Raw genomic sequence first — 18,582 nt, 5'->3', positions numbered from 1 at the left:
TAGGTCAGTGCTCGCGCAGATCGGCCAGGCGGAAGCCCAGCGCGATCCACGCCATCGCATAGGCCGCGACCCCGGCCGCGACCAGCGCGGTGAGCCAGCCCACGCGCGTCCAGAACGCCACCGCCGTGAAATCGGGCGCGAAATGCAGGCCGATCAGCAGCGCGCAGGTCATCGTGCTGCAGGCCACCAGCAGGCGCAGCGTGAATCCGCCCCACCCCGGCCGCCGCTCGTACACGCCCGCTTTCCGCAGCCAGCGCCACAGCAGCGCCAGGTTGAGGTAACTCGCCACCGCGCTCGCCAGGCCCAGCGCGAAATGCAGGCCCGGCTGCTTGGCCAGCGCGACCAGGATCGGGCCCTGCTGCAATTCCGCCGGCACCCACAGCACGTAGAGGATCGCGAGGAACAGGCCGTTGAACACCATGTTGGCGATCAGCGAGGCCACGCCGGCGCGCATCGGGGTCTTGGTGTCCTGGCGCGCGTAGAACGCCGGCAGCACCACCTTCACCAGCGCGAAGGCCGGCAGGCCGAAGCTCAGGCCGAACACCGACAGTGCCGCCATGCGCGTGTCGAAGCTGGTGAACGCGCCGTGCTGGAACAATGTGGAGACCAGCGGGATCGCGAGCAGCATCAGGCCGATCATCGCGGGCATCGCGATCATCAGCGTGATGCGCAGGCCCCAGTCGAGCGCATTGGAGAAGCCGGCGCGGTCGGTGTTGATGTGGTGGCGCGCGAGCGAGGGCAGGATCACGGTGCCCAGCGCGACGCCGAACACGCCCAGGGGCAGTTCGAGGAAGCGATCGGCCTGCGAGAGCCAGGTCTGCGAACCGGCGACCAGCAGCGCGGCGATCACCGTATCGAGCAACAAATTGATCTGCGCGATCGACGAACCGAACAGCGTCGGCACCATCAGGCGCATGACCTTGCGCACGTCCGGATGCGAGCCGCCCCACTTCGGCAGCGCCAGCAGGTCCAGCTTCGCCAGCTGCGGCAACTGGAACAGCAACTGCAGGATGCCCGCGAAGAACACCGCCCAGCCCAGCGCGAGGATCGGCACCTCGAGCTTCGGCGACAGCCACAGGGCGCCGGCGATCATGCACAGGTTGAGGATCACCGGCGTCAGCGCCGGCATCGCGAACTTGTGGAAGCTGTTGAGCGCCCCGCCCGCGAGCGCGGTGAGCGAAACGAACAGCAGGAACGGGAACGTGAGGCGCAGCAGCTCGACGGTGAGGGTGAACTTGTCCGGGTCCCGCGCCTCCCCGCCCGAGAACAGCGTGGCGACCTGGGGCGCGAAGATCATCCCCAGCGCGACGATCAGCAGCAGGACGGCGCCCAGGGTGCCCGCCGTGCGGGAGACCAGTTCCTTCAACTCCGCGTGGGTCCGCTTCTCCTTGATCTCGGTGAACACCGGGACGAACGCCGTGGAGAACGACCCCTCGGCGAACAGCCGCCGCATGAAGTTCGGGATGCGGAAGGCCACCCAGAAGGCGTCGGTGCCCGCATTGGCGCCGAAGACGTGCGTGATGGCCACGTCCCGCACCAGGCCGAACACCCGGCTGACCATCGTCATGCTGCCGAAGGACAGCAGGCCCCGCATCATCCGGGGCTTGTGGGCAGCGGCCGTCATCGGAAATCCCCCGGCGGGTTGACGCAAGTACCTGATCCGCCCATACTTCCGCGCTTCGTCGGGCCGGCCCAGCTCTTCAGCGCCCCCGTCGACACCCCTAATTCCAACATCTGCACCCCAGGATTCCAGTCGTGGCCAATATCAAGTCCGCAAAGAAGCGCGCCAAGCAGACCGTCGTGCGCAACGCCCGCAATGCCGCCCAGCGCTCGATGCTCCGCACCGCCGTCAAGAAAGTGCTCAAGGCCCTCGACGCCAACGATGCCGCTGCCGCCCAGGCCGCGTTCGTCGTCGCCCAGCCGATCCTCGATCGCTTCAGCAGCCGTGGCCTGATCCACAAGAACAAGGCCGCCCGCCACAAGAGCCGCCTCACGGCGCGCATCAAGGCCCTGCAGGCCGCCTGATCCAGGCGCCGCAGCCGCCGTCACGAAGAACCCGGCCTCGGCCGGGTTTTTTGTTGCCCGCGAATCAAACACGCGGGGCATCCTGCGCGGCGCGCTCGGCCTCGTCTTCCTTGAGGCGATCGAAGAACGCCTGCACGGACAGCGCGATCGGCCAGGTGTTCTCGCGGCCGATGGCGGAGACCAGGTACCAGGGCTGGGTCCAACCGAGTTCGCGCACGACTTCCTCGGCGCGCTCGCGCGCCTCGTCCTCGAACAGCAGGTCGGCCTTGTTGAGCACCAGCCAGCGCGGCTTCTCGAGCATGCCCGGGTCGTACTTGCGCAGCTCGTGTTCGATGGCGCGTACCTGTTCGGCCGGCGAGGCTTCCACGCCGCCTTCCATCGGGGCGAGGTCGACGAGGTGCAGCAGCAGGCGCGTGCGCTGCACGTGGCGCAGGAACTGCGCACCCAGGCCCGCGCCGTCGGCCGCGCCTTCGATCAGGCCCGGGATGTCGGCGATGACGAAGCTGCGGCCCGGCTCGACGCTGACGACGCCGAGGTTGGGATACAGCGTGGTGAACGGATAGTCCGCGACCTTCGGCGTCGCGGCCGACACCGCGCGGATGAAGGTGCTCTTGCCCGCGTTGGGGAAGCCGAGCAGGCCCACGTCGGCGAGCAGTTTCAGCTCGAGCTTCAACGTGCGCGACTCGCCCTCGCCGCCCGGCGTGGCGCGCCGCGGCGAACGATTGATCGAGCTCTTGAAATGCATGTTGCCGAGGCCGCCCTTGCCGCCGTGCGCGACGAGCAGGCGATCGCCGTGCGCGACCAGGTCGCCGATGATTTCGTCGGTGTCGACGTTGTGCACGACGGTGCCCACGGGCACGGTGATCGTGTGGTCCGTGCCGCCCTTGCCGTACATCTGGCTGCCCATGCCGTTCTCGCCGCGCTGGGCCTTGAAGTGCTTCTGGTGGCGGAAGTCGACGAGCGTGTTGAGGTTTTCGTCCGCCTGGATCCAGACGTTGCCGCCGTCGCCGCCGTCGCCGCCATCGGGGCCGCCGAGCGGGATGAACTTCTCGCGCCGGAAACTGATGGAGCCGTTGCCGCCATTGCCGGCGGTCACGGTGATTTCTGCTTCGTCGAAGAGTTTCATGGCGTTACTTCGGTTGGCGCTGCGTACTGCGGGGGATCAAAACGAAGAACCCCGCCGGAGCGGGGTTCGTCGCACACCGGGTCGTCAAATTTACGCGACGACGCTGACGGTGCGGCGCTTCTTCGGGCCCTTGGTCGAGAACTCGACCTTGCCGTCTATCAGCGCGAACAGGGTGTGGTCGCGGCCGAGGCCGACGCCCATGCCCGGGTGGAACTGCGTGCCGCGCTGGCGAACGATGATGTTGCCCGCGTCGACGGCCTGGCCGCCGTACAGCTTCACGCCCAGGAACTTCGGGTTGGAGTCGCGGCCGTTGCGCGAGGAACCTACGCCCTTTTTATGTGCCATGGCTGCTGCTCCTTACTTCTTGTCGCCACCGGCGATGCCGGTGATCTCGATTTCGGTGTAATGCTGCCGGTGGCCCATCTGCTTGCGATGGTGCTTGCGGCGGCGGAACTTCACGATGCGCACCTTGTCGGCGCGGCCGTGCCCCTTGACGGTGGCGGTGACGCTGGCGCCCTTGAGCGCGTCGCCGAGCTTGACGCCTTCGCCGTCGCCCAGCATGAGCACGTTGTCGAACGTGATCTCCTTGCCGGCTTCGATGTCGAGCAGTTCGACGCGCAGCGTCTCGCCCTTCATCACGCGGTATTGCTTACCGCCGGTGACCAGTACTGCGTACATGACCAGACTTCCTCTGTAGTTATTGTGGTCGCTCTGACCGCCTTCGAGGGCGGACAGCCGCGGGATTCTAGGGGAATCAGTCGCTTGGAACAACCCCGGGGGCCCGATCCGGCCCCGATCCGCCCACCTGACTGCTTCAGGTCGCAGCCCCTGCGACCGGCCGCGCCCAGACTGGGTTTGCGGGGATTTGCCCCCACCTCCCCTCCTCGCTAGGCTCCCCTGTTCCCCGGGCCGCCCGCCCCCACGCACCCACCCCACGGATCCCGACACTCGATGGCGATGGACTTCATCCGCATCCGCGGCGCGCGGACGCACAACCTCAAGAACCTGGACATCGACCTGCCCAGGGACAAGCTGATCGTGATCACCGGCCTGTCCGGGTCGGGCAAGTCGTCGCTGGCGTTCGACACCATCTACGCCGAGGGCCAGCGCCGGTACGTGGAGTCCCTGTCGGCCTACGCGCGCCAGTTCCTCAGCGTGATGGAGAAGCCGGACGTCGACCACATCGAGGGCCTGAGCCCGGCGATCGCGATCGAGCAGAAGGCCACCTCGCACAACCCGCGGTCCACCGTGGGCACGATCACCGAGATCTACGACTACCTGCGCCTGCTGTACGCGCGCGTGGGCACCCCGCGCTGCCCGGACCACGGCTTCCCGCTGGAAGCGCAGACGATCAGCCAGATGGTCGACCAGGTCCTGGCCCTGGCCAACGACCCGAAGACCGCCGAGCAGCGCTGGATGCTGCTCGCGCCCGTGATCCGCGAGCGCAAGGGCGAGCACGCGCAGGTGTTCGAGCAATTGCGTGCGCAGGGTTTCGTGCGCGTGCGCGTGGATGGCGTGCTGCACGAGATCGACGCCGTGCCGCCGCTCGCGCTGCGCCAGAAGCACACGATCGAAGCCGTCATCGACCGCTTCAAGGTGCGCGACGACCTCAAGCAGCGCCTCGCCGAATCCTTCGAGACCTCGCTGAAGCTCGGCGACGGCATGGCGATCGTGCAGTCGCTCGACGACGACAAGCTCGATCCGCTGCTGTTCTCCTCGAAGTACAGCTGCCCGGTGTGCGACTACTCGCTGCCGGAGCTGGAACCGCGCCTGTTCTCCTTCAACTCCCCGGTCGGCGCGTGCCCCACGTGCGATGGCCTGGGCGTGAGCCAGTTCTTCGATCCTTCGCGCGTGGTCGTGCACCCGGAGCTCTCGCTCGCGGCGGGCGCGGTGCGCGGGTGGGACCGCCGCAACGTCTACTACTTCCAGCTGATCGCCTCGCTCGCGCGCCACTACGGCTTCAACGTCGACAGCGCGTGGCAGGAACTCACCGACGAACAACGCAACGCCGTCCTGCACGGCAGCGGCAGCCAGGTGATCACCTTCACCTACCTCACGGACGCGGGCGGGCGCACGCAGCGCAAGCACAAGTTCGAAGGCATCCTGCCCAACCTCGAGCGCCGTTACCAGGAAACCGAAAGCGCCGCCGTGCGCGAGGAACTGGCGAAGTACATCAGCGAGCGCCCGTGCGTGGATTGCGGTGGTGCGCGCCTCAATCGCTCCGCGCGCAACGTGTTCGTCGCCGATCGCCCGTTGTCGGACATCGTGGTGATGCCGATCGACGAAGCCGTCGCGTTCTTCAGCCACATGCAGCTGCCGGGCTGGCGCGGCGAGATCGCGGTCAAGATCGTCAAGGAAATCGGCGAACGCCTGCGCTTCCTCGTCGACGTGGGCCTGGATTACCTCACGCTCGAACGCAAGGCCGATACGTTGTCGGGCGGCGAAGCCCAGCGCATCCGCCTGGCGTCGCAGATCGGCGCCGGCCTGGTCGGCGTGATGTACGTGCTCGACGAACCCTCGATCGGCCTGCACCAGCGCGACAACGAACGCCTGCTCGGCACGCTCACGCGCCTGCGCGACCTGGGCAACACCGTCATCGTCGTCGAGCACGACGAGGATGCGATCCGCCTGGCCGACCACATCGTGGACATCGGCCCCGGCGCGGGCGTGCATGGCGGCGAGATCGTCGCGCAGGGCACGTTCGCCGACGTGCTGAAGGCGCCGCGCTCGCTCACCGGTGCGTACATGAGCGGCAAGAAGCGCATCGAGATCCCCGCGGTGCGCCACAAGCCCAACAAGAAGATGATGCTGAAGCTGCTCGGTGCGAGCGGCCACAACCTGAAGAACGTGGATCTCGAGATCCCCGCCGGCTTGTTCACCGCGATCACCGGCGTGTCCGGCTCCGGCAAGTCGACGCTGATCAACGACACGCTGTACGCGCTGGCCGCCAACGAGATCAACGGCGCGTCGCACAAGCCGTCGGCGCATCGCGAAGTGCACGGCATCGATCTGTTCGACAAGGTCGTCGACATCGACCAGTCGCCGATCGGCCGCACGCCGCGTTCCAATCCCGCGACGTACACGGGCCTGTTCACGCCGCTGCGCGAGTTGTTCGCGTCGGTGCCGGAATCGCGCTCGCGCGGTTACTCGCCGGGGCGTTTCAGCTTCAACGTGCGCGGCGGCCGTTGCGAAGCGTGCCAGGGCGACGGCCTGATCAAGGTCGAGATGCACTTCCTGCCCGACGTGTACGTGCCCTGCGACGTCTGCCACGGCAAGCGCTACAACCGCGAGACGCTGGAGATCCTCTACAAGGGCTACAGCATCCACGACGTGCTGGAAATGACGGTGGAAGACGCGCTGTCGCTGTTCGAACCGGTGCCCACGATTTCGCGCAAGCTCGAAACGCTGATGGACGTGGGCCTGAGCTACGTCAAGCTCGGCCAGCCCGCCACCACGTTGTCGGGCGGCGAAGCACAGCGCGTCAAGCTGTCGAAGGAACTCTCGCGCCGCGACACCGGCCGCACGCTCTACATCCTCGACGAGCCCACCACCGGCCTGCACTTCCACGACATCGAGCACCTGCTCGCCGTGCTGCACAAGCTGCGCGACGACGGCAACACGATCGTGGTGATCGAACACAACCTCGACGTCATCAAGACGGCGGACTGGGTGATCGACCTCGGGCCGGAGGGCGGCCATCGCGGTGGTTCGATCATCGCGACCGGTACGCCGGAAGACGTCGCGGGTGTTGCGCATTCGCACACGGGCCAGTTCCTGCGCAAGGTGCTCGGCACGGAAGCGAAGCCGACGAAACCCGCACCGTCGCCGCGTCCGGACGCGCCGCGTCCGCCGACGAAGGCCGAAAAGCTGGCGACGAAGAAGGCCGACGCCGCTGCGGCAAAGGCCGCCAAGGCCGCCGCGAAGAAGGCCCCGAAGCGGAAGTCCGCCGCATGACGGACACGCCGCACAAGCTGCTGTTCCGCATGCCGATGGCGTTGCGCTGGCGCGACCTGGACGCGTTCAACCACGTCAACAACGCCAACTTCATGACCTACCTGGAAGAGGCGCGCATCCGCTGGTTCGAATCGCTCGACCGCGCATGGATGGATGACACGATGGCACCGCTGCTGGCTGCGGTGCAGATGAACTACAAGATGCCGATCCCGTATCCGGCGAACGTGGTCGTCGAGCTGTATGCCGATCGCGTGGGCAACACCAGCGCGACGCTGGGCCATCGCATCGTGTCGGAGGACGGCAAGACGCTGTACGCCGACGGCCACGTGGTGATGGTGTGGATCGAACGCGCGAGCGGCCGCCCGATTCCGTTGCCGGATGCCGTGCGGGAGATGGCGAGCTAGTTTTTGCTCCTCCCCCGACACCGTCGGGGGAGGCTGGGAGGGGGCGCTCTTATTCGCCCGGTGCCTTCACCACAAATTCCCCCCGCACCACCCGCCCATCCTGCAGCGGGAATTCGATCGCCACCTTGCTGCCCGCCTTCAGCGGCGCGCGCGCTTCCATCAGCATCAGGTGCAACCCACCCGGCTTCAGCACCGCCGCGTCATCCGGCGCGATGCGTAGCGTCGGCACCGCCCGCATGCGGTTCACGCCATCGATGATCTTCGTCTCGTGCAACTCGGCCATGCCGTGCGCGGGACTGCGCGCGCCGACGATCGTCGCGGGCGTGGCGCAGCGGTTCTCGATGCGGCCGAAGCCCGCCTGCATCGAATCCATCCCCGGCACCAGGCGGATCCACCCGTCGCGCACGACCGGCACGCAGGCGGCCGCGGCGGTCGGCTGCTTCGCGCAGGCCGGGGCCAGGAACGACAGGACGAGGACGGCAGCGAACGGTGCGAGGCGGACGTTTTTCATGCGGCCTATGATACCGGCCGACCCCACGCACCGGATGCCCGCATGTCGCTCATCGAACGCACCACGCACGGCTCGATCGTCGAACTGAAACTCGCGCGCCCGCCGGTCAATGCCTTGAACCCGCAGCTGTGCACGGACCTGCGCAACGCGCTCGCCGAGGCCATCGCCGGTGGCGCTGCAGGCATCGTGCTGTCGGGCGGCCCCAAGGTGTTTTCCGCCGGCCTCGATGTGCCGCACCTGCTGAGCCTGGGCGATGACCGCGCTGCACTGCTGCAAGCGTGGGAAGCCTTCTTCGGTGCCGCGCGCGCGCTCGCCGAATCGCCGGTGCCGGTCGTGGCCGCGCTCGCCGGCCATGCGCCCGCCGGTGGCTGCGTGCTCGCGTTGTGCTGCGACTATCGCGTCATGGCCGACGGGCTGTATCGCATCGGGCTCAACGAAACGCAGGTGGGCCTCGTCGCGCCGGAAGGCATCCAGTACTTGATGCGCCGCATGGTCGGGCCGCAGCGCGCGGAGCGTTTGCTGGTCGGAGGCGAGATGGTGGACGCGCAGCGCGCGTTCGACATCGGCCTGGTCGATGAACTCGCCAGCGTCGATGAAGTCGTCAAGCGCGCGCACGTGTGGCTGGAAGCGCTGCTCGCCTTGCCGCGCCAGCCCGTGCTGGAAACGCGTGCGATCGCGCGCGCGGATGTCGTCGCGGCGATGCAGCCGGAACGCATCGGGCTTTCCCGCTTCATCGATGCATGGAGCGCGCCCGACACGCAGGCCGGGTTGCGTGCGTTGATCGCACGACTCGGGAAGTAATCAGGCCTCGCCGGTTGCGATGGGCCGCGCCGGATCGGTGATCCAGCCGCTCCACGATCCGGTATACAGGCGCGCACCGCGCAGCCCCGCGCGCTCCATCGCCAGCAGGTGGTGGCACGCCGTGACGCCCGAGCCGCACATCACCATCACCTGCTCCGGCGATGTGTGCCCGAGCAACGCGCGGAATTCGTCGGCGAGCTGCATCGGCGTCTTGAAGTGATCGTGGAGCAGGTTGTCCGGATACGGACGATTGACCGCGCCCGGCACGTGGCCGGCGATGCGATCGATCATTTCGTTCTCGCCGCGGAAGCGGTCCGCCGCGCGCGCATCGATCAGCATCTCGCCTTGCGCGAGGCGCGCCTGCACCTGCGCGCTGTCGAGCAAGCGCGACGTATCGAACGTGCCGGGATAGCGCCCGGTCACCGGCTTGGGCACCTGCGAATCCACGGGCAGGCCCACCGACGTCCAATGCTTCCAGCCTGCATCGAGCACGGCCACTTTCTCGTGGCCGAGCATGCGCATCAGGAACCAGAAGCGCGCCGCGTGCGCACCTTCGCCATCGTCGTACGCGACGATCTGGTGTTCCGGCCGGATGCCCCACGCGCCGAGCTTCGCGGTGAAGGTTTCCGCCTTCGGCCACGGATGGCGGCCTTCGCCACCGGGCGTCATGTCGGACAGGTCGCGCTCCAAGTGCGCGTACACCGCGCCCGGGATGTGGCCGTCGAGGTAGGCGCTTTCGCCCGCGAGGGGATTCATCAGCGAGAACCGGCAATCGACGATCGCCAGGTCTGGCCGATTGAGCGCGACGGCCAGCGTTTCGGCCTGCACGAGGGTGGTCCATCCGGCCATGTGACGCTCCTGGTGTGCGGGCTCAGCCCGCGGTCGTCGCGCTTGCGATGCGTTCCCGCAGGTTGAACAGGATCGAGGCGGTGGCGCCCCAGATCCGGTTCCGCGGGTTACCTCTATCCACGAATTCCAGCACGCGGCGCGGCCGTCCGCCCGGGAGGGGGCGACCGCCGACCGTCGTGATTTCGAGCTCGGCCAGGTTGGCCGGGTCGAGGATGTAGTCCAGCGGGACCTCGAAGACCTCGGCGACTTCGCCCGGATCCGGGCGCGCGACGAACTCCGCATCGACCATCGCGACCAGCGGCGACACGCGGAAGCCCGTGATCGTGCACAGCGGATCGAGGAAGCCCACGGGCGCGGCCTGCGACGGCAGCAAGCCGATTTCTTCGCGGCTCTCGCGCAGCGCGGCGGCGATGGCATCGGCGTCCACGGCTTCGATGCGACCGCCGGGGAAACTCACCTGCCCCGCGTGGTGCCGCAGCGCATCGGTGCGACGCGTGAGCAACACCTGCCACCCCTCGATGCGCGGCACGAGGCCCACGAGGACCGCGGCTTCGCGCAACGGAGGATCGGGCAACAGGCCGTCGAGTTCGGCGTGGTTCCAGCCGGGACCGGCGGGAGGCGCGTCGGTCGGATGCAGCACCGCGCGCAGGTGCGCCAGGTCCAGCGTCATTGCGCGTCGAAGGGCGCGCGCTGCGGCAGGACGATTTCCATCAGGCGCAGGCGCTCGTCATCGTTCATCTGGCCCCAGCGTGCGATCTCCGCCGTGGTGCGACGGCACCCCGTGCACAGCCCCAGGTCGTCGAGGCTGCAGATGCCGACGCAAGGACTGAGGACGGCGCGGAAAGTCATGGAATGCACGATGGAGAACTCTCATCAGAAAAACAAACGCCGGCGCGGGGCCGGCGTTCGTCGTCTTGCGACTGCGAGGTGTTACTTGACGCTGACCAGCTTCACTTCGAAGGCGACCGCGACGTTCGGCGGGAAGCCGGTGCGCGGGTCGGCGCCGAAGGCGCTGGCCGGCGGAACGACGATCTCCCACTTCGAACCCGCCGGCATCTGCGCCAGGGCTTCGCGCATCGCCGGCATCTGCACTTCGCTCAGCTTGATGCTCGGGATGTTCTGGATCTTGTCGTCCGCGGCCTTCTGGCCGAACAGGTACGGACCACCGACTTCCAGCGCGAGCGTGCTGTTGGCCGTGGGCTTGGCGCCGGTGCCCGGCTCCATCACGCGGTACTGCACGCCACTGGCGCCGGCGAGCGTCTTCACGCCGGCCTTGGCCTTGTTGGCGGCCAGGTACTGGTCGCTCTTGGTCTTGTTGGCGGCGGCATCCTTGTCGAACGCGGCCTTGGCGGCAGCGGCCTTCGCCTGCTGGCGCTTCTGGAAGGCTTCGACCGCCGGGCGCAGGTCCTTTTCGGCCAGCGCAGGCTGCTTCTTGCCGTAGCCGTCCTGGACGGCCTTGACCAGCGTGTTGACGTCGACCTGTTCGCCACTCTCGGCGAGGTCGCGACCGAACTGGTAGCCGAAGTAATAACTGAGCTTGCCCTTTTCGGTCGTGGTGTCCTGCGCCAGCGCGAGGCCGGACACAAGGGTGAGGGCCGCGACACTGGCGGCAAGCAGGCGCAACTTCATTCGGTACAACCTCTCTGGGTAGGAATCGAAGCGATCCGGCGCGATGTATTGCGCATGCAGGCCACCCCGGGGATTGCCCGTCCGTTGGTCCCGGAAGGGCGCGCTAGGATAGCGGCCGCCGCGCTGAATCGCCACTGACGACCGGGCCCTCTGACCGGACCCCGCAGGTTTAGTTCCGCGCCCCGGTTCGCCGCGTTTTTCCCCGTGAAAGCGGCGGTGCGCGCGACCCGCCCCCCTTCGAACACGCCCCAGCGAGCTTTCCGAATGACCGACTCCGCCCAGAACGACGCCGTCCTGCTCACCACCGACCACGGCGCGATAAGAATCCTCACGGTCCACCGCCCCGACAAGCTCAACGCGCTGAACCTCGCCACCCTGGACGCCCTGCATCGCGCCTTCGATGCGGCCGCCGCGGACCCGGCCGTGCGCGTCGTGATCCTCACGGGCAGCGGGCCGAAGGCCTTCGTCGCGGGCGCCGACATCGCCGAAATGCACGCCCTCACGCCGGTCGAAGGGCGCGACTTCTCGCTGCGCGGCCAACGCATGATGCGGCGCATCGAACGCATGCCGAAGCCCGTGATCGCGATGGTCAACGGCTTCGCGCTCGGCGGCGGCCTGGAACTGGCGATGAGCTGCCACCTGCGCATCGCGTCCGACACCGCGAAGGTCGGCCAGCCCGAGATCAACCTCGGCCTCATCCCCGGCTTCGGCGGCACGCAGCGCCTGCTGCGCCTGGCCGGTCGCGCCGCCACGCTGGAACTGTGCCTGGCCGGCGCGCCGATCGACGCGGCGCGCGCGTTGCACCTCGGCATCGTCAATCGCGTGGTGCCGGCGGCGGAGCTGGAATCGCACGTCATGGCCTTCGCGGAGCAACTCGCGAACGCAGCCCCGCTCGCGATGCGCGGCATCCTCGACTGCATCGCCGTCGGCGGCGAATGCGGCATCGAGGAAGGCCTGGAATACGAGAGCGCGCAGTTCGGTTTGATGTTCGCGACCGACGACATGCGCGAAGGCACCACCGCGTTCCTCGAACGCCGCAAGCCTGCGTTCAACGGCCGCTGATGCCCTGCACGGTGTGCGGTTGCGTTGATCCGCGCGGCGAGGCCGCGCATCGCATCGTCGATGCCCTGCGCGTCGACGATGTGGATCGCGCGCTCGACGCAGGCTTGCTCGGCGCGATCGAATGCGACGCCTGCAGGCCCGCCTGTAGCGCGCTGCTCGCGAACGCACGCGACGCACGCCGCGCCGCCCTCGACGCCCGCGAACGCTTCCGCGCCCGCAACGCCCGCCTCGAACGCCGCCGCGCCGAACGCGATGCGCGCCGCACCCCGGTCGCCACGCCGGACGTCGCGAAGCCGACGCTCCCGCCCGCCGCCGCGGCCGCCCTCGCCCGCGCGAAAGCCCGCGCCGCACAACGCAAGCCCGAATGAAGCAGCCCGCCCGCAGGACGAAGCGCACGAAGCTCACCCGCGCCGAAATCACCGAACTCTTCACGCGCCTGCGCGAACTCAACCCGCATCCCACCACCGAGCTCGAGTTCAAGAGCCCGTTCGAACTCTTGGTCGCCGTGGTGCTGTCCGCGCAGGCCACCGATGTCGGCGTCAACAAGGCCACGCGCAAACTCTTCCCGGTCGCCAACACGCCGGCCGCGATCGTCGCCCTCGGCGAAGCGAAACTGAAGAAGGCGATCGCCACCATCGGCCTGTTCAACACCAAGGCCGCCAATGTCATGGCGCTGTCGCAACAGCTGCTGGACGAGCACGACGGGCAAGTGCCGCGCACCCGCGAAGCGCTCGAAGCCCTCCCCGGTGTCGGCCGCAAGACCGCGAACGTGGTCCTCAACACCGCCTTCGGCGAACCCACGATGGCGGTGGACACGCACATCTTCCGCGTCGCCAACCGCACGGGCCTGGCGCCGGGCAAGGACGTACGCACGGTGGAGGACAACCTCGTGCACGTGATCCCCGCCGAATTCCTGCACGATGCGCACCACTGGCTGATCCTCCACGGCCGCTACACGTGCCTCGCGCGCAAACCCAACTGCCCGGGCTGCCCGATCGCGGACCTTTGCCGCTTCCCCGACAAGACCCCACCGCCGCAAGCAATCGCACCGAAAGTGTCACGCGCCCGCAACTTGTCACAATAACGAAAGATTCACGCCCTAGGCTGCGCGGCATTCCTCACCACCCCGCCCGAAGGGCTCGCCATGAACCTCACCCGCAGCACCCTGACCCTCGCCGTCCTCGGCGCGCTTGGCATGTTCGCCGCGCCCGCCGCGCACGCGCAGGTCGCGCTCGACGTCATCGCCGATTCCGAAGTCACCTTCGAAGGCCTGGTCCAGGCCGACGGCAACTGGTTCAACAACGACTTCGCCAACCTCAACGGCGATGCGCCGGACGGCAAGGACGCCGACTTCGAAATGCGCCGCGCCGAACTCGTGCTCAAGGGCAAGGGCCCGGGCAACCTCGAGTGGGTGCTCGGTTACGACGCGAAGGCCGACAAGTGGCTCGACGTCAACGCCAAGTACAAGATCCGCGGCAACGCCAACCACTTCTTCCAGGTCGGCCAGTACAAGCAGCTCAACTCGCTCGAAGAGCTGTCGTCGACGAAGAACAACGACTTCATCTCCAAGGCCGTCACCACCAACACCTTCGGCATCGCGCGCCGCCTCGGTGCGATGTACCAGTACGGCGACAACAACTGGGCGATCGCCGGCAGCGTCTTCACCAAGGAACTCACCGAGCATCCGGCGCCGACGCCGCACGGTCCGGGCTGGGGCGTGCGCGCCTACTGGGCGCCCATCAACGCGACGGGCTCGATCTTCCACGTGGGCCTGTCGTACAACAACTACGACACCTTTACCGACACGGTGCAGTGGCGCGCGCGTCCGGACGCCGACCTGGCCGGCCAGCGCATCGTCGATACCGGCGCGCTGCGCAACACGGACCGCATCGCGACGACGGGCCTGGAATCGTTCTGGGTGCATGGCCCGTTCAAGCTGCAGGGCGAGTACATGACCAGCACGACGGACCGCTACAGCGGCGTCGCGGGTGACTTCAAGGCGTCCAGCGGCTACATCTCCGGCGTCTGGAACATCACGGGCGAAACCTGGGGCTACAAGTCGGGCACGCCGTCCACGCCGCTGCCGAACAACCCGGGCAGCGGCATGTTCCAGCTGGCGCTGCGCTACGACACGATCGACCTGAACGATGGCTCGGTGATCCCGGGCGCGACGCCGACGGCGAACCCGACGGTGATCGGTGCGCTCGGCGGCGAGATGGATACCTGGACGGTCGGCGTGAACTGGTACTGGCGTTCGAACTTCAAGTTCATGCTGAACTACGTCGACGTCAGCAGCACGCGCTTCATCGGCCGCACCAGCGCTACGCAGGCCGCCGATCCGATCAACAACAACCGCACGTTCAACGCGTTCGTGGACGACAACCCGAGCATCGTGGAAGCGCGCGTGCAGTTCTACTGGTAATCGACTCCCCCATAGGGTCGGGAAAAGCGCGGCTTCGGCCGCGCTTTTTTTTGTTTTGCGCTCGTGGGAAAGCAGGGGTTTTGGGTGCGCTGCAGAAGCCCGCCTGGGGTGAAGACCGCGTCGCCCGAACCCGCGGCGTGGTAAGAATTTCTCGCCGACGTGGCGGCGAAAATTCTCACCCCACCACGGGCTGGGGCATCACCATTCGAGCCTTTTCGATCAAGGGGCCGACCTTTTCCAAGGGTCGCTGGCGTGCGTGGTAACGCACGCACAACCCAATCAATTCTTTCGCGACAATCAAGAGCACGGCGCGACCGCTTTCCTTCCTAATGTGTGGAAGGCACAGACTTGGACAGGCGCCCCGCCTGCCAGAGAGCAGTGAGGCATTTCAGATGCGAGGGCTCGAGGTGGGCGGCGCGCCGTCCATCCGGAGAAGATGTGTTCGCCAGCGACCCTCCGATTCGGTGCGCGGGTCTACGCAAGCGTGTTAGCGCGAACAAAACGGCGACGAGATCCGACGCGTCACGTCGCACAGTCTTTTCTGCCGCGTTGCTCTTGCGGCAGAAAAGACTGTGCGACGGGGCGTGGCGGAGCGCCCCCAATGGGTGTCCCCGCTTCCGCGGGGACGACGCAAACCTGAATCCGCACAAGAAGCCTGACCCGCCCGCCGGATGTCACGCGCCTGTCATATCGCCAACATCGCACTGTCATCGGATGGTTATGGAATGCGCGCATCCACTCGAGGAGTTGCGCCCGTGTCCAAGTTCCAGTCGCTTCGCACCACCACGCTCACCCTGGCGCTCGTCCTGGCCGGTGGGTTCGCGTCTGCCGCCAGTGCCGCCGACGTCACCGGCGCGGGCGCTTCGTTCGTCTACCCGATCATGTCGAAGTGGTCCTCCGACTACGCCGCGGCCACCAGCAAGAAGGTGAACTACCAGTCCATCGGCTCCGGCGGCGGCATCGCGCAGATCAAGGCCGGCACCGTTGATTTCGGTTCGTCCGACGCGCCGATGAAGCCGGAAGAGCTCGCCAAATTCGGCCTCGCGCAGTTCCCGTCGGTGATCGGCGGCGTCGTGCCGGTCGTCAACGTCCCCGGCATCCAGGCCGGTGCGATGAAGCTCGACGGCCCGCTGCTGGCCGACATCTTCCTCGGCAAGGTCACGATGTGGAACGACCCGCGCATCGTCGAACTCAACAGCGGCCTGCAGCTGCCGGCGAAGAAGATCACCGTCCTGCACCGCGCCGACGGCTCGGGCACCACGTTCAACTTCGTCAACTACCTGGGCAAGGTCAGCCCGGAATGGAAGACCAAGGTGGGCGAAGGCACGGCCGTGAAGTGGCCGACCGGCATCGGCGGCAAAGGCAACGAAGGCGTGGCTGCTTACGTCAAGCAGATCGCCGGCGGCATCGGCTACGTCGAGATGTCCTACGCGCTGCAGAACAAGATGACCTACACGCGCATGAAGAACGCCGCCGGCAACTTCATCGTGCCGTCCGACGACAGCTTCCAGGCCGCCGCCGCCAGCGCCGACTGGAAGAACGCGAAGGACTTCTACCTGGTGATGACCAACGCCCCGGGCGAGAAGTCCTGGCCGATCACCGCGACCAATTTCATCCTGATGTACAAGCAGCCGAAGAACGCCGCCGGCGCCAAGAACGCCAAGGACTTCTTCACATGGGCGTACGCCAACGGCGACGCCGCCGCGAAGAACCTCGACTACGTGCCGCTGCCGGACGCCCTCGTCCAGCAGATCGAAGGCTACTGGGCACAGAACCTGAAGTACTGATCGCACGCTCCCCCTGCACGACGACCCCCCACGTCGCTGCACCTTCCCAACGCGGGCTTCGGCCCGCGTTTTTTTCGGCCCACGCTTTTATCCGGCCCGCGTGTCATCCGGGTGTCATCGAACCGCCACACGCTACGCACGCCCCGCCCACGAACCGACGACGACCGCCGAATGAGTGCCATCCCCCTCGACATCGAGGCCCTCGACACCCGCAGCAGCCGCGACGGCCGCGCCGACCGCAGCTTCAAGTGGCTGGTGGGCATCGCCGGCGTGTTCGTGCTGGTGTCGCTGGTCGCCGCTGCGCTGTCGATGCTGTGGGGCGGCCGCCTCGCGTTCGAAACGTTCGGCTTCAAGTTCCTGTGGACCGATGCGTGGGATCCGGTCAACCAGCAGTTCGGCGCGCTGGTCCCGATCTACGGCACGCTGGTCACCGCCTTCATCGCCATGCTCATCGCCGTGCCGGTGAGCTTCGGCATCGCGATGTTCCTCACCGAAGTCGCGCCCAAGTGGCTGCGCGGCCCGGTGGGCGCCGCGATCGAACTGCTCGCCGGCATCCCCTCGATCATCTACGGCATGTGGGGCCTGTTCGTGCTCGTGCCGGTGCTGTCCGAACACGTGTATCCGTGGGTCGACGAACACATGGGCACCTGGCCCTTCGTCGGCCGCTTCTTCGCCGGCCCGCCGATCGGCCTGGGCATGGGCACCGCGGGCCTGGTGCTGTCGGTGATGGTCATTCCCTTCATCGCCTCGGTGATGCGCGAGGTGTTCCTCACCGTGCCGGGCCGCTTGAAGGAATCCGCGTACGCGCTGGGCTCCACGCGCTGGGAAGTGGTGTGGGACGTCGTGCTGCCCTACACGCGCTCGGCCGTGATCGGCGGCATCTTCCTCGGCCTGGGCCGCGCGCTCGGCGAAACGATGGCGGTGACCTTCGTGCTCGGCAACGCGCATGAACTCACCACGTCGCTGCTGATGCCCGGCAACTCCATCGCGGCCACGATCGCCAACGAGTTCTCCGAAGCCGATTCGGAAATGTATCGCTCCTCGCTGATCGCACTGGGCTTCGTGTTGTTCCTGGTGACCTTCGTCGTGCTGACCGTGGCGCGCCTGATGCTGCGCCAGCTGAAGAAGCGGGAGGGCACCTGATGGCCGCGTCGATGACCACGCTGTATCGCGTGCGCCGCTTCAAGAACGGCGTGGCGCAGGTGCTGGCCACGGCGGCCACACTCTTCGGCCTGTTCTGGCTGGCGTGGATCGTGTGGACTACTCTGCGCATGGGCCTGGCGTCGCTGGACATCACGCTGTTCACGCAGATGACCCCGCCGCCCGGCGAAAAGGGCGGCCTGCTCAACGCGATCTTCGGCAGCGTGGTGATGAGCCTGCTGGGCGTGCTGTTCGGTGCACCGATCGGCGTGCTGGCCGGCACGTACCTCGCCGAATACGGCGGCACGCGCTGGAGTTCGCGCCTGGCCGAGACCATCCGCTTCGTCAACGACATCCTGTTGTCCGCACCGTCGATCGTGCTGGGCCTGTTCGTGTACACGCTGGTCGTCGCGCCGATGGGGCACTTCTCCGCGCTGGCCGGTGCGATCGCGCTGGCCTTCATCGTGCTGCCGGTCGTCGTGCGCACCACCGATGAAATGCTGCGCCTGGTGCCCGCGCAGATGCGCGAAGCCGCGCTGTCGCTCGGCGTGCCGCAGTGGAAGGTGACCGTGCAGGTGCTCTATCGCGCCTCGCTGCCGGGCATCGTCACCGGCATCCTGCTGGCGCTGGCACGCATCACCGGCGAAACCGCCCCGCTGCTCTTCACCGCGCTCAACAACCAGTACTGGACCACCGACCTGTCGCAGCCGATGGCGAACGTGCCGGTGGTGATCTTCCAGTACGCGATGAGCCCCTTCGAGCAGTGGCACACGCTCGCCTGGGCCGGCGCCTTCGTCCTCACCGCGTTCGTGCTGCTCGTGGCGATCATCGCCCGCGCGGTCGTGTCGCGCTCGCGCATCGTCCACGAATGA

18 protein-coding genes and 1 pseudogene are annotated in these 18,582 nt (G+C 67.4%); 11 read left to right on the top strand and 8 right to left on the bottom strand.

What is annotated here, in order from left to right:
* Nucleotides 1-4: 4 nt before the first annotated feature.
* Nucleotides 5-1,597 carry a murein biosynthesis integral membrane protein MurJ gene (gene murJ / locus LYSHEL_RS11805; protein WP_213437808.1) on the bottom strand — a complete coding sequence of 531 codons (1,593 nt, stop codon included), beginning with the start codon at nt 1,595-1,597 and terminating at the stop codon, nt 5-7.
* A gap of 158 nt (nt 1,598-1,755) precedes the next feature.
* Here murJ and rpsT point away from each other — a divergent pair, with 158 nt between their 5' ends.
* Nucleotides 1,756-2,025 (top strand): 30S ribosomal protein S20, encoded by a 270-nt coding sequence (gene rpsT, locus LYSHEL_RS11800; RefSeq protein WP_036166639.1) that lies wholly within the window; start codon nt 1,756-1,758, stop codon nt 2,023-2,025.
* A 64-nt stretch (nt 2,026-2,089) separates the two neighbouring features.
* Here rpsT and obgE read toward each other — a convergent pair whose 3' ends face one another.
* From obgE to rplU, 3 genes are all read right to left on the bottom strand, one after another.
* Entirely contained in the window at nt 2,090-3,151 is a 1,062-nt protein-coding gene (gene obgE / locus LYSHEL_RS11795; RefSeq protein WP_213434234.1) for a GTPase ObgE, read from the bottom strand.
* Nucleotides 3,152-3,241: 90 nt separating this feature from the next.
* Nucleotides 3,242-3,496 carry a 50S ribosomal protein L27 gene (gene rpmA, locus LYSHEL_RS11790; protein WP_213434233.1) on the bottom strand — a complete coding sequence of 85 codons (255 nt, stop codon included), beginning with the start codon at nt 3,494-3,496 and terminating at the stop codon, nt 3,242-3,244.
* A 12-nt stretch (nt 3,497-3,508) separates the two neighbouring features.
* On the bottom strand, nt 3,509-3,829 hold the full coding sequence (gene rplU / locus LYSHEL_RS11785; RefSeq protein WP_213434232.1) for a 50S ribosomal protein L21: 321 nt from the start codon (nt 3,827-3,829) through the stop codon (nt 3,509-3,511).
* Between the two features lie 273 nt (nt 3,830-4,102).
* Here rplU and uvrA point away from each other — a divergent pair, with 273 nt between their 5' ends.
* Together uvrA and LYSHEL_RS11775 are read left to right on the top strand one after the other, a co-directional pair.
* Nucleotides 4,103-7,105, top strand: coding sequence for an excinuclease ABC subunit UvrA (gene uvrA, locus LYSHEL_RS11780; RefSeq protein WP_213434231.1), 3,003 nt, complete (start codon nt 4,103-4,105; stop codon nt 7,103-7,105).
* A complete protein-coding gene (locus tag LYSHEL_RS11775) occupies nt 7,102-7,509 on the top strand; it encodes an acyl-CoA thioesterase (protein ID WP_213434230.1) in 408 nt (135 codons plus the stop codon). The genes uvrA and LYSHEL_RS11775 overlap by 4 nt, the downstream gene beginning before the upstream one ends.
* A gap of 49 nt (nt 7,510-7,558) precedes the next feature.
* On the opposite strand, the gene LYSHEL_RS11770 is transcribed toward LYSHEL_RS11775, so the two are convergent.
* Complete coding sequence (locus LYSHEL_RS11770) at nt 7,559-8,020, bottom strand: copper chaperone PCu(A)C (protein WP_213434229.1); 462 nt, start codon at nt 8,018-8,020, stop codon at nt 7,559-7,561.
* Between the two features lie 42 nt (nt 8,021-8,062).
* On the opposite strand from LYSHEL_RS11770, the gene LYSHEL_RS11765 reads away from it, so the two are divergent.
* The gene (locus LYSHEL_RS11765; protein WP_213434228.1) at nt 8,063-8,821 is read left to right on the top strand and encodes an enoyl-CoA hydratase/isomerase family protein; all 759 of its coding nucleotides are present in this window, start codon (nt 8,063-8,065) and stop codon (nt 8,819-8,821) included.
* Here LYSHEL_RS11765 and LYSHEL_RS11760 read toward each other — a convergent pair whose 3' ends face one another.
* From LYSHEL_RS11760 to LYSHEL_RS11745, 3 genes and pseudogenes are all read right to left on the bottom strand, one after another.
* The gene (locus tag LYSHEL_RS11760; protein ID WP_213434227.1) at nt 8,822-9,670 is read right to left on the bottom strand and encodes a sulfurtransferase; all 849 of its coding nucleotides are present in this window, start codon (nt 9,668-9,670) and stop codon (nt 8,822-8,824) included.
* Nucleotides 9,671-9,692: 22 nt separating this feature from the next.
* Nucleotides 9,693-10,519, bottom strand: a pseudogene (locus tag LYSHEL_RS11755) (NUDIX hydrolase).
* Between the two features lie 81 nt (nt 10,520-10,600).
* Nucleotides 10,601-11,299, bottom strand: coding sequence for an FKBP-type peptidyl-prolyl cis-trans isomerase N-terminal domain-containing protein (locus LYSHEL_RS11745; RefSeq protein ID WP_213434224.1), 699 nt, complete (start codon nt 11,297-11,299; stop codon nt 10,601-10,603).
* A 264-nt stretch (nt 11,300-11,563) separates the two neighbouring features.
* Here LYSHEL_RS11745 and LYSHEL_RS11740 point away from each other — a divergent pair, with 264 nt between their 5' ends.
* The 7 genes from LYSHEL_RS11740 (at nt 11,564) to pstA (ending at nt 18,582) form a co-directional block, all read left to right on the top strand.
* Nucleotides 11,564-12,361: an enoyl-CoA hydratase/isomerase family protein gene (locus tag LYSHEL_RS11740; RefSeq protein ID WP_213434223.1), complete on the top strand. Its 798-nt coding sequence runs from the start codon at nt 11,564-11,566 to the stop codon at nt 12,359-12,361.
* The gene (locus LYSHEL_RS11735) at nt 12,361-12,729 is read left to right on the top strand and encodes a hypothetical protein (RefSeq protein ID WP_213434222.1); all 369 of its coding nucleotides are present in this window, start codon (nt 12,361-12,363) and stop codon (nt 12,727-12,729) included. The genes LYSHEL_RS11740 and LYSHEL_RS11735 overlap by 1 nt, the downstream gene beginning before the upstream one ends.
* Entirely contained in the window at nt 12,726-13,445 is a 720-nt protein-coding gene (gene nth / locus LYSHEL_RS11730) for an endonuclease III (RefSeq protein ID WP_213434221.1), read from the top strand. Before LYSHEL_RS11735 ends, nth begins: the two co-directional genes overlap by 4 nt.
* Before the next feature lie 60 nt (nt 13,446-13,505).
* Nucleotides 13,506-14,783, top strand: coding sequence for an OprO/OprP family phosphate-selective porin (locus tag LYSHEL_RS11725; protein WP_213434220.1), 1,278 nt, complete (start codon nt 13,506-13,508; stop codon nt 14,781-14,783).
* 671 nt (nt 14,784-15,454) lie between these two features.
* On the top strand, nt 15,455-16,570 hold the full coding sequence (gene pstS, locus LYSHEL_RS11720) for a phosphate ABC transporter substrate-binding protein PstS (RefSeq protein WP_407075144.1): 1,116 nt from the start codon (nt 15,455-15,457) through the stop codon (nt 16,568-16,570).
* 171 nt (nt 16,571-16,741) lie between these two features.
* Nucleotides 16,742-17,713, top strand: a complete 972-nt coding sequence (pstC, locus tag LYSHEL_RS11715; protein ID WP_213434218.1) for a phosphate ABC transporter permease subunit PstC — start codon at nt 16,742-16,744, stop codon at nt 17,711-17,713.
* Nucleotides 17,710-18,582 carry a phosphate ABC transporter permease PstA gene (pstA, locus tag LYSHEL_RS11710; protein WP_213437806.1) on the top strand — a complete coding sequence of 291 codons (873 nt, stop codon included), beginning with the start codon at nt 17,710-17,712 and terminating at the stop codon, nt 18,580-18,582. The genes pstC and pstA overlap by 4 nt, the downstream gene beginning before the upstream one ends.

The organism is Lysobacter helvus, from assembly GCF_018406645.1.
In the GTDB taxonomy this organism is placed as follows: domain Bacteria; phylum Pseudomonadota; class Gammaproteobacteria; order Xanthomonadales; family Xanthomonadaceae; genus Noviluteimonas; species Noviluteimonas caseinilytica.
This window is presented reverse-complemented; position numbering and strand designations above follow the sequence as displayed.

Coding starts and splice junctions, on each gene's coding strand:
- murJ (WP_213437808.1), bottom strand. CDS start 1,597: ATGATGCGGGGCCTGCTGTCCTTCGGCAGCATGACGATGGTCAGCCGG.
- obgE (WP_213434234.1), bottom strand. CDS start 3,151: ATGAAACTCTTCGACGAAGCAGAAATCACCGTGACCGCCGGCAATGGC.
- rpmA (WP_213434233.1), bottom strand. CDS start 3,496: ATGGCACATAAAAAGGGCGTAGGTTCCTCGCGCAACGGCCGCGACTCC.
- rplU (WP_213434232.1), bottom strand. CDS start 3,829: ATGTACGCAGTACTGGTCACCGGCGGTAAGCAATACCGCGTGATGAAG.
- uvrA (WP_213434231.1), top strand. CDS start 4,103: ATGGCGATGGACTTCATCCGCATCCGCGGCGCGCGGACGCACAACCTC.
- LYSHEL_RS11775 (WP_213434230.1), top strand. CDS start 7,102: ATGACGGACACGCCGCACAAGCTGCTGTTCCGCATGCCGATGGCGTTG.
- LYSHEL_RS11770 (WP_213434229.1), bottom strand. CDS start 8,020: ATGAAAAACGTCCGCCTCGCACCGTTCGCTGCCGTCCTCGTCCTGTCG.
- LYSHEL_RS11765 (WP_213434228.1), top strand. CDS start 8,063: ATGTCGCTCATCGAACGCACCACGCACGGCTCGATCGTCGAACTGAAA.
- LYSHEL_RS11760 (WP_213434227.1), bottom strand. CDS start 9,670: ATGGCCGGATGGACCACCCTCGTGCAGGCCGAAACGCTGGCCGTCGCG.
- LYSHEL_RS11745 (WP_213434224.1), bottom strand. CDS start 11,299: ATGAAGTTGCGCCTGCTTGCCGCCAGTGTCGCGGCCCTCACCCTTGTG.
- LYSHEL_RS11740 (WP_213434223.1), top strand. CDS start 11,564: ATGACCGACTCCGCCCAGAACGACGCCGTCCTGCTCACCACCGACCAC.
- LYSHEL_RS11735 (WP_213434222.1), top strand. CDS start 12,361: ATGCCCTGCACGGTGTGCGGTTGCGTTGATCCGCGCGGCGAGGCCGCG.
- nth (WP_213434221.1), top strand. CDS start 12,726: ATGAAGCAGCCCGCCCGCAGGACGAAGCGCACGAAGCTCACCCGCGCC.
- LYSHEL_RS11725 (WP_213434220.1), top strand. CDS start 13,506: ATGAACCTCACCCGCAGCACCCTGACCCTCGCCGTCCTCGGCGCGCTT.
- pstS (WP_407075144.1), top strand. CDS start 15,455: ATGTCACGCGCCTGTCATATCGCCAACATCGCACTGTCATCGGATGGT.
- pstC (WP_213434218.1), top strand. CDS start 16,742: ATGAGTGCCATCCCCCTCGACATCGAGGCCCTCGACACCCGCAGCAGC.